General features: G+C 64.1%; 1 protein-coding gene. It reads right to left on the reverse strand.

All coding sequences use genetic code 11. From position 1 onward, the window contains the following. Window positions 1-276 precede the first annotated feature (276 nt). The gene (locus H045_RS09815; RefSeq protein WP_015372252.1) at window positions 277-10,764 is read right to left on the reverse strand and encodes an amino acid adenylation domain-containing protein; all 10,488 of its coding nucleotides are present in this window, start codon (window positions 10,762-10,764) and stop codon (window positions 277-279) included. Window positions 10,765-10,766 lie beyond the last annotated feature (2 nt).

Consider the following 10,766-nt stretch of genomic DNA (forward strand, 5'->3'; position numbering starts at 1 on the left):
TCTGCGATCTAGCGCTGTCACGCAGCAAACTGGAGCCTCTGTGGCGAGCGGGCTTGCCCTAATGCTGTTCAGTTAAACGCAGATTCCCTGTGGCGAGCAGGCTTGTCCTGCGTTGGGCTGCGCAGCAGCCCCTAAACCAGGCGCTGAGCCGTATCAGGTACACCGCGTTTTGCTGGATTGGGGGCGCTTCGCACCCCAACGCGGGGCAAGCCCGCTCGCCACAATAAGCCCACACACTTTCCTTAACTGAACGGAGTCAGGGCACCCCCTGCAACATCAGGCCATCGCGGCGGCGAAGCTGCGAACGAACTCGGCGTTATCGATCAACCGATCATGGCTGGTCTCGATCAGCACCGAACGTTCTATTGCTGATTGCCCGGTGACTTCCAGCATGGTTGTCTCAATCAACTGACGATGCACCCCGGTACGACTCAAGGCCGCCCACCAGCAACTGATCGGCGCCTTGATCGCCTTGAAGTCGGCATCATGCAGGCGCTGGCCGAGAATGCGGTCAACTTCCCAGGATATCTGCGCCTCGTGGCCACCGAGCAACTCATCCTTGAGTTCATGGAAGCGCTCACCCAGGTTCTGCTCTGCCCAGCGGCTGAATTCAGTCCACTGCTCGCTCTCTTCAGCCCCTGCCCGTTGCAGCGCTGACCATTGCGCATGAATGTGTTGGGATGATTCGGGAAACATCACCTCCAGCAACTCCACGCGCCGGTCATTGGCAGAAACGTCTCGCTCGTCAACCATGACCGCCGTGTCCCAAAACGGCTTGACCCACTGCGGCGGCGAAGCGTCGATCCAACCCACACATTCCACTTGCCGTCCCGCCTGCTCCAGGCCGTAGGCAACCTCCATCGCCAGGTTGCCCCCCAGAGACCAACCGGCCAGGCGGAATGGCCCCTCGGGCTGGGCCTTCAACAATTGCGCCGTGTAATCCTCAACCATTGCCGCCCAGGCCGGCACCTCGCTGCCCTCCTCGGCCAAGGCACGACACATCACCCCCATCACGGGCCGTTGCTCACGCAAGGCAAGGGCAATCGCTTTGTAGCAATGCACCGAACCGTAGCTGGGATGGAACAGGTACAGCGGTGTTCCCTGAGTCTGGCTGTTCAGCCTCACGATCAAAGACCGCCCGGCACTTCCCTCAAGGCACGCCGCCTGCCCTGCGACCGTCGGGTGGAGCATCAACTGACTTACCGACAGCTCCACGCCGACCGCCTTGCGAATACGCTCCTTAAGCATCAACACCAACAACGAATGCCCGCCCGACTCAAAGAAATTGTCTTCGACACCAACCTGCTCAACCTCCAGAATCTCGCGCCATACCGCCACCAGCGTTTGCTCAAGCGGATTGCGCGCAGCCACGAAACGTCGCTCATGCACACTGGCGTCCGGCGCGGGCAAGGCCTTGCGGTCCAGCTTGCCATTGGGGCTCAGCGGCATCCGCTCCAGCAGCACCCATTGCGCAGGCACCATGTAGTCCGGTAGATGCGCCAGCAAGTGAGCGCTCAAGGCATCACGCCACGCCTGGGTCGATTCCTGCAGCACTAGATAACCCACCAAGTACTTTCCTTCATGGACCTGCACCGACGCCTCGCGCACCTGCGGATGCTCGAGCAAGCGTGCTTCAATCTCACCCAGCTCGATGCGCAAACCGCGCAGTTTTACCTGATGATCAAGACGCCCGATGTACTCGGTCACCCCATCCATACGCTGGCGCACCCGGTCGCCCGTGCGATACAACCGCTCGCCAGGCTGGAACGGGCACGGCACGAAGCGTTCGGCGGTAAGGCCAGGGCGTCGATGATAACTGCGCGCCAGCCCGACACCCCCCAGGTATAACTCGCCGGCGACACCTGCGGCGACCGGCTGCAACAGCGCATCCAGCACATGCGTGCGCAGATTGGCGATTGGCCGACCAATCGGCACGCTGTCGCGCTGCTCATTCACACATGTCCAATGGGTTACATCGATGGCAGCTTCCGTCGGCCCATACAGATTGAACAGGCCAGCGTTCGGCAGCTTGGCGAACACCTGTTGCTGGGCGTCCACAGGCAACGCTTCGCCACTGCAGATAATGCGCTGCAAACCCTGGCAACTGGCGGCCTGCGGATCCTGGAGGAATGCCTGCAGCATCGAAGGCACGAAATGCAGGGTGGTCACCTGTTGCCGATTGATCAGCTCCACCAGCCGTGACGGGTCGCGATGATCGCCAGGTGCGGCGACCACCAGTCGAGCGCCAGTCATCAAGGGCCAGAAAAACTCCCATACCGAGACGTCGAAGCTGAACGGTGTCTTTTGCAGCACCGTATCGGCGGCATCGAGCGCGTACGCCTGCTGCATCCATAGCAAGCGGTTGGTCAACGCGCAGTGGCGGTTACCCGCGCCCTTCGGCTGGCCGGTGGAGCCAGAGGTGTAAATGACATAGGCGAGGTTTTCAGCGTCCACGGCCACGTCAGGATTGGTATCGGCATAGTCGCTCAGCCAGCGATCACCCTGCTCCACCAGCAGGCAGTGCTCGGGATCACTGATCGGCAGGGCCTGCATCAGGTGCGCCTGGGTCAACAGCAGATGCACCTGGCTGTCCTCCAGCATGTGGGCCAGGCGGTCGCGCGGGTAGTCAGGGTCAAGCGGCACATAGGCGCCACCGGCCTTGAGCACGGCCAGAAGCGCCACCACCATTTCGATGGAACGCTCCATCGCCACACCCACCAGCACGTCGGGCCCTACGCCCTGCTGTATCAGACGGTGCGCCAGACGGTTGGCGCGAGCATTCATCTGCGCATAGCTCAGCGACTCTGCGGCAAATACCAAAGCCTGGGCATCCGGTGCACGGCTGACCTGCGCTTCGATCAACTGCTGCACGCTGCGCTGCAATGGATAATCCTGCGCCGTGTCGTTCCATTGTTCGACCATCAACTGCTCTTCCACAGGCTCCAGCAGCGTCAATTGACTGACCCGCTGGTGTGGATCACCCAGCATCGCCTGCAACAGGCTCTGCCAATGGCGCGCCATACGCTTGGCCGTGGCAGCGTCGAACAGGTCGGTGGCGTAAGTCAGGATCGCGCCCAGCCCATCGCCGGTTTCCTGGGTGTCGAGGCTCAGGTCGAATTGCGCGGTCTGTGTCCCCCAATCCAGCCCTTCAATGGTCAGGTCCGGCAGTTGCTGGCCAGTGCTGGCCAGGCGTGCCTGGCTCTGGTGATTGAACATCACCTGGAACAGCGGGTTATGGCTCAGGCTGCGTTCAGGCTGCAGCGCCTCCACCAGTTGTTCGAACGGCAGGTCCTGATGGCTCTGGGCATCCAGCGCCCGGCGCCTGGCCTGCTGCAACAATTGAGTGACCGTCAGTTGGGCATCGATGTCGCCCTTGAGCACCTGCGTATTGACGAAGAAACCCACCAGACGCTCGGTCTCAACTCGATTTCGATTGGCGATCGGCACGCCGACACGAATGTCCTGCTGGCCGCTGTAACGGTGCAGCACGCTCTGAAACGAGGCGAGCAAGACGATGAACAGCGTGACATTTTCCCGCTGGGCCAGGGCCTTGAGCCCTGCCACCAACGCCGGGTCAAGGTTGATCTCCAGACTGGCGCCACGGAAGCTCTGTACCGCAGGGCGCGGTCGATCAATCGGCAGCTCCAGCACCGGCTGTTCGCCACCCAGCAATGCCTGCCAGTAACCCAGTTGGCGATTGCGTTCACCGGCAGCCATCCAATCACGCTGCCACTGCGCATAGTCGGCGTACTGAATCGGCAACGCCGGCAATTGCAGGTCCTCGCCCCGGCTATAAGCGGCGTATAACTGCACCAGCTCATCCACCATCACTTGCATCGACCAGCCATCGGACACGATGTGATGCTGCACCAGCACCAATACATGGTCGTCTTCGGCCAGGCGCAATAACGTCACGCGCAGCAACGGCCCCTGTTGCAGGTCGAAAGGTCGCGCAATCTCGGCCTCGACCAGACGCTGCAAATCAGCTTCAGTGGCCGGCGCCTGCACGATGCCCACTGCGCCCACTTCACGCACCACTTGCACGGCACGGCCTGCGTCCTGATACACCTGAGTGCGCAGGCTCTCATGCCGGGCCACCAGTGTTTCGAAGCTGCGCTGCAAGGCCAGCGGGTCCATCCAACCACGCAGACGCAATGTGCTGGGCACGTGATAGGCGGCACTGTGCGGGTCCAATTGCCAGAGGAACCATTGACGTTCCTGGGCATACGAGAGCGCCAGCGGCTGTTGACGGCTGACCGGCAGGATCGGCGGCGCGCTCGTCAACGATGCCTGCGGATCGCTCAACGCCTCGACAAATCCCTGCAGGCGCGGTTGCTCGAACAGGGTTCTGAGGGGCACCTCTGCACCCAGCAAATGACGCAGGCGCGAGATCACCTGCATCGCCAGCAGCGAGTGGCCACCGGACTCGAAAAAATGATCGGCCAGGCCGACTTGCTCCACGCCCAGCACCTCGGCCCAGATGGCCGCTACCTGCCGCTCCAGCTCACTCTGCGGCGCCACATACACCTGCTGCATCAGACTCACATCCGGCACGGGCAGGCCCTTGCGGTCGAGCTTGCCGTTGGGGGTCAGCGGCATGCGTTCGAGGAACATCAAGTGGGTCGGTACCATGTAGTCGGGCAAACGGGTTTTCAGGGCGCTGCGCAAGGCTTCGCGCGCGCCTGCTTGGGCGATGGCATCCGTCAGCAGGGCCGTGTCCAGCGGCACCACGTAGGCCACCAATTGTTTGCCAGTCGGGCCTTCCTGGGCCACCACCACGGTTTCGCCGACACTTGGCTGCTCGCGCAGGCGCGCTTCGATTTCGCCCAGTTCGATACGGAAACCGCGGATTTTAACCTGATGGTCAACGCGGCCCAGGTAGTCCACCACGCCGTCCGGACGGCCACGGGTCAGGTCACCACTGCGGTAGACGCGGCTGCCGGGCTGGCCGAAAGGGTCCGGCACAAAGCGTTCGGCGGTGAGTGCCGGACGCTCCAGGTAGCCCCGCGCCACACCCTCGCCGCCCAGGTACAGCTCGCCGGCCACGCCGATGGGTTGCAGGTTGAGTTGCGCGTCCAGCACGTAGCCGCTGCGATTGCCCAGCAGCGTGCCGATGGGGGCGTAGACCGCGCCGCACGGGTCGCCCCGGCGCGCTTTCCACAGCAGCGGCGTGACCACGGTCTCGGTGGGGCCATAGCCGTTGAACAGGTAGGTGGGTTTCAGCGCGCGCCAAGCCAGGTCGTAACTGGCTTGCGCCACGGCATCACCGCCGAAGCAATAGACCCGCACGGCCGGTGGATTACCGTCGCGCTCGGCATGCTCGGCCAGTTGTTGCAGGTATACCGGCGGGAACACCGCCATCGTCACGCTGTGGCGATGCATTTGCTGATAGGTGTATTCGGGCAGCCACAGGCTGTCATCGCGGATCAGCACGCTGGCGCCATTGATCAGCGGGTGCATCCAGCCTTCGTGGGAGCCGTCGAAGGCGAACGACATGAAGTGCAGTTCACAGTCGGCCGGGCCGGTTTCGTAGCGCTCGCCGGTGGCGATGATGTGCGCCACCAACGGGCCGTGCGCCACCGCGACGCCCTTGGGCATGCCGGTGGAGCCGGAGGTGTAGATCACGTAGGCCAGGTTGTCGCCGTGCAGTGCAACATCCGGTGCCGCATGGTTGTCGTCGGACCAGGCATGCAAGTGGTCCACCGCCAGGGCTTGCAGCCCTTCGGGAATCGGCAGGCGCTGCTGCACCGACGAGTGTGTCAGCAGCAACCGCGAACGACTGTCCTGCAGCATGTACAGCAGACGATCACGCGGGTACTCGATATCCAGCGGCACATACGCGCCACCGGCCTTCATTACCGCGAGAAACGCCACCATGATCTCGGCACTGCGCGGCATGGCAATCGCCACCCGCACTTCCGGGCCGACACCACGGGCGATCAGCGCCTGGGCCAGGCGATTGGCGCGGCGGTCGAGTTCGCCATAGGTGAGCTGTTCGTCAGCGAACTTCACCGCCACGGCATCGGGCGTTTCCTGCGCACGGTCGGCGACCAGTTGGTGCACCAGACGTTGGGACGAGAAGCCTGCAGCGCTGTGATCCCACAGTTCGAGGATCTGCTGCTGTTCGCCAGCCTCCAGCAGGTTCAATTGGCCGAGGGCTTGTTGCGGGTTGGCGACCATGCCCTGCAGCACGTTCTGCCAGTGCCGCGCCATGCGCTGCACGGTGCCGGCGTCGAACAGGTCCGTGGCATAGCCAAGGCTGGCCCAGATGCCCTCGGCGGATTCCTGGACATCCAGGTCCAGGTCGAAATGCGCGGTCTTGCTTTCCCATGTCAACCCTTCCACCAACAACCCCGGCAGTTGCTGCTGGACCTGGGCCTGGCCGACGTCGGTCTGGTGATTGAACATCACCTGGAACAGCGGGTTATGGCTCAGGCTGCGTTCCGGTTGCAGCGCTTCCACCAGTTGTTCGAACGGCAGGTCCTGATGGGCCTGGGCCTGCAGCGCACGTTGGCGGGTCTGCTGCACCAGTTGCTCGACGCTCATCTGCCCGTGCAGGTCGGCCTTGAGCACCTGGGTGTTGACGAAGAAACCGATCAGGCGCTCGGTCTCGCTGCGGTTACGGTTGGCAATCGGCACGCCGACGCGGATTTCTTCCTGGCCGCTGTAGCGATGCAGCAACGTCTGGAAGGACGCCAGCAGCAGCATGAACAGGGTCACGCCCTGCTGCCGCGCCAGGGCCTTGAGGCCTTCGCTCAGCTGCGGCGCCAATTCGAAGGCCAGCCGCGCGCCTTGATGGCTTTGCACCGCCGGGCGCGGGTGATCGAACGGCAACTCCAGCACGCTGTGCTCGCCGCCGAGCATCTCGCGCCAGTAGGCCAACTGGCGCTCCTTCTCGCCCGCTTCCATCCAGTTGCGCTGCCACTGGGCATAGTCGGCGTACTGGATCGGCAGCGTCGGCAACTGCAGGTCCTCGCCCCGGCTGTAAGCGGCATAGAGCCGCACCAGTTCCTCGACCATCAGTTGCATCGACCAGCCGTCGGAGACGATGTGATGCTGCACCAGCACCAAAACATGCTCATCAGCGGCCAGGCGCAGCAACGCCACACGCAGCAACGGGCCCTGCTGCAGGTCGAAGGGCTCGGCGATCAACGCTTCGACGCGCGCCTGGAGCAGGGTTTCATCGACGTCAGCCAGCGTGATGGGCAACGCCAGGTGAGGCTCGATCACTTGAACCGTGCGGTCCGGGTCCTGGCGCAGGCGCGTGCGCAGGCTTTCGTGGCGGGCCAGCAGGGTGTCGAAACTGCGCTGCAAGGCTGCCATGTCCAGCTGCCCTTTCAAGCGCAAGGCGCTGGGGATATGGTACGCAGCGCTCGACGGTTCCAGTTGCCACAGGAACCACTGGCGCTCCTGAGCGTAGGACAGCGGCAAGGGCTGCTCGCGCCCTGCCGGCAGCAACGGCGGCGCCGTGGAAACGGCAGCGTCCCGGGTGTGCAACGCGTCGACAAATGCATCCAGCCGAGGGTGTTCGAACAGCGCCTTGAGCGGCACTTCCAGGCCGAGGGTGTGACGAATCCGCGACACCACTTGCATCGCCAGCAGCGAATGCCCGCCCAGCTCGAAGAAGTGCTGGTTCAGGCCCACACGCTCGGCGCCGAGAATAGCGGCCCAGATCGCCGCCACCTGTTGCTGCAGCGGCGTGACCGGTGCCAGCCAGTCCTGCTGCGCCGCGCTCGCGTCGGGCTTGGGCAACGCCTGGCGATCCAGCTTGCCGTTGGGATTGAGTGGCATGCGCTCAAGGAAAATCAGGTGCGCCGGCACCATGTAATCGGGCAGGTGTTCGCGCAAGGTGGCCAGCAGCGCCGCGCCGGTCTCGCCGCGTTCGGCTTCGCCCAGCGGTTGCGCAGGCACCAGATAGGCCAGCAGTTGATTGTCAGCCGCCAGCAGCAACGCTTCGCGTACGCTCTGTTGGGCCAGCAGCAGGGCTTCGATCTCGCCCAGCTCGATGCGAAAGCCGCGCACCTTGACCTGATGGTCGACCCGCCCGACGTACTCGACGATCCCGTCGGCGCGGTAGCGCGCCAGGTCGCCGGTGCGGTAAAGGCGCGCGCCGACATCGCTGAACGGGTTGGCGACAAAGCGCTCGGCCGTCAGGCCCGGCCGCTTCAGATAGGCACTGGCCAGCCCCTGGGCGCTGGCGATGTAGAGTTCGCCCACGGCGCCGGGGGGCAGCAGGTTGAGGTCGCGGTCGAGCACGTACAGTCCGCGTCCGGGCACTGCGCGACCAATCGGGCTTGCTGTCACGCCGTTGATAACGCCGGGGTCGGTGCAGTCCAGCACACTCGAAACCACCGTGGCTTCGGTGGGCCCGTAGGTATTGAGCAGGCGCACATGGCCCAGGCCCGCGCGTTGCCACAGTTGTGGACCGTCGAGCGGCATGGCTTCACCGCCAATATGGATCTGGCGCAACGCACCATAGGAACGCGCGCCCGCTTGCAGGCAATCCTGCAGGAACAGTTTCCAATAGGCCGTGGGCAAGTCGGCCAGGGTGATGCCCTGCTCGATGATCTGCCGATACAGCTGAGCGCCATCCCACAGCTGCGGCCCCCGCAAGACCACGGTGGCACCGAGGGTCAGCGCCGGGTAAAGCTGCTCAACAAAGCCGTCGAAGTTCAGCGTGGCGAACTGCAACACACGGTCCTGGGGCACCAGCCGTGAGTAATCGGCGGCGATGCCGGCGAACTCGCTCAAAGCCCCGTGGCTGATGGCAACGCCCTTGGGCTTGCCAGTGGAGCCGGAGGTGTAGATCACATAGGCCAGGCTTTGCGGCTCGACATCGGTCGTCGGGTTGTCAGCGCCACTCACCGCCAACTGCGCCTGGATCAGGTCGATTTCCACGGCGGTTACCCACTCGGGCAGCGGCAGGCGCTCACGCAGGCCGGAATGTGTCAGCACAAGGCTCGCACCGCTGTCCTCCAGCATGTGCAGCAGGCGCTCACGGGGGTACTCGGGGTCCAACGGCACGTAGGCCGCGCCCGTCTTGAGCACCGCCAGCAGGCTTACCACCATCGCAAACGAGCGCTCCACCGCGATGCCCACCAGCCCCTGCGGGCCGACGCCCTGGGCCATGAGCACATGCGCCAGGCGGTTGGCCTGCTGGTTCAATTCGCCGTAACTGAGGGCCTGGTCATCCAGGGCCAGAGCCTGACGTTCAGGCTGTCGCTCGGCCTGGGCTTCGAACAACCGGTGCACCGCCCGCGCGGCAACGCCACAAGCCGGCGCATTCCAGTCCTCAAGCACCACGCGCCGCTGCGCCTCGCCCAGCATCGGCAACTGGGCAAGCACGTTGCGCGGGGCATCCACCACCGCGTGCAACAGGTGCTGCCAGTGTTGCGCCAGGCGCTCGATGGTCGTGCCGTCGAACAGGTCGGTGGCGTAGGTGAACGCCGCCCACAGCCCGTCGGCCGATTCGTGGGTATCCAGGCTCAGGTCGAAATGGGTGGTCTGGCTGTCCCAGTCCAGCTCCGCCACACGCAGGCCCGGCAACTGCCGGGCTTCATGGCCGCGCTGGGCGTCGGTCTGGTGGTTGAACATCACCTGGAACAGCGGGTTCTGACTCAGGCTGCGCTCGGGCTGCAACGCCACCACCAGTTGCTCGAACGGCAGGTCCTGATGGGCCTGGGCCTCCAGCGCGCGTGCCTTGGTCTGTTGCAGCAGTTGCGCAAAGCTCATCTGGCCGTCGAGGTCGGCCTTGAGCACCTGGGTGTTGACGAAGAACCCGATCAATCGCTCGGTTTCCAGGCGGTTGCGGTTGGCCACCGGCACTCCGATGCGGATATCCGACTGCCCGCTGTAGCGGTACAACAGGGTCTGGAAGGAAGCAAGCAACAGCATGAACGGCGTGACGCCTTCCTGCTGCGCCAACCGCTTGAGGCCAGCGACCAGCGCCGTCGGCAGATGCACCTGCAAGCTGGCTCCGCGATGGCTTTGCTGCGCCGGGCGCGGGCGGTCCAGCGGCAGCTCCAGCACCGGCTGCTCGCCTGCCAGCAGGTTCTGCCAATAGGCCAGCTGGCGCGCCTTTTCCCCGGCTTCCATCCAGCGGCGTTGCCACAGGGCGTAATCGGCGTACTGAATCGGCAGCTCGGACAGTTGCGGCGTGTGCCCCTGACTGTAAGCGGCATACAGGTGCACGAGTTCTTCAACCATCAGTTGCATCGACCAGCCATCAGACACGATGTGGTGCTGCACCATCACCAGCACCTGTTCATCATCGGCCAGTTGCAGCAGGCTCACGCGCAACAGCGGTGCCTGGTGCAGATCGAAAGGCAGGTCCACCTGCGCGTGCACCTGCGCCATCAGTTGCGACTCGTCGACACGCGCCTGCCGGATCTCGACCCGCGCCTGGGGCAACACCTCTTGCCACAGGTGTTCACCGTCTTCGACCAGTTGCGTGCGCAAGCTCTCGTGACGGGCCAGCAGCGTATCGAAACTGCGCTGCAACGCCGCCAGGTCCAACTGCCCATGCAGGCGCAGGGCGCCGGGAATATGGTAAGCCGCGCTGTGTGGGTCGAGCTGCCAGAGAAACCACTGGCGTTCCTGAGCGAAGGACAACGGCAGCTTGTGACCGTCCTCGCGGATCGAGGCAATCGGCAATTGCGCGAAGCTCATGCCACGGCTGTGCAGACGTTGGTAAAACTGCTGGCGCTGTTCCAGCGGCAGGCGAAGAAAGCGCGAAACCAGGTCGATATTAGGGTTGGAAAGCATGG

It is taken from the genome of Pseudomonas poae RE*1-1-14 (assembly GCF_000336465.1).
In the GTDB taxonomy this organism is placed as follows: Bacteria; Pseudomonadota; Gammaproteobacteria; order Pseudomonadales; family Pseudomonadaceae; genus Aquipseudomonas; species Aquipseudomonas poae.

Coding starts and splice junctions, on each gene's coding strand:
- H045_RS09815 (WP_015372252.1), bottom strand. CDS start 10,764: ATGCTTTCCAACCCTAATATCGACCTGGTTTCGCGCTTTCTTCGCCTG.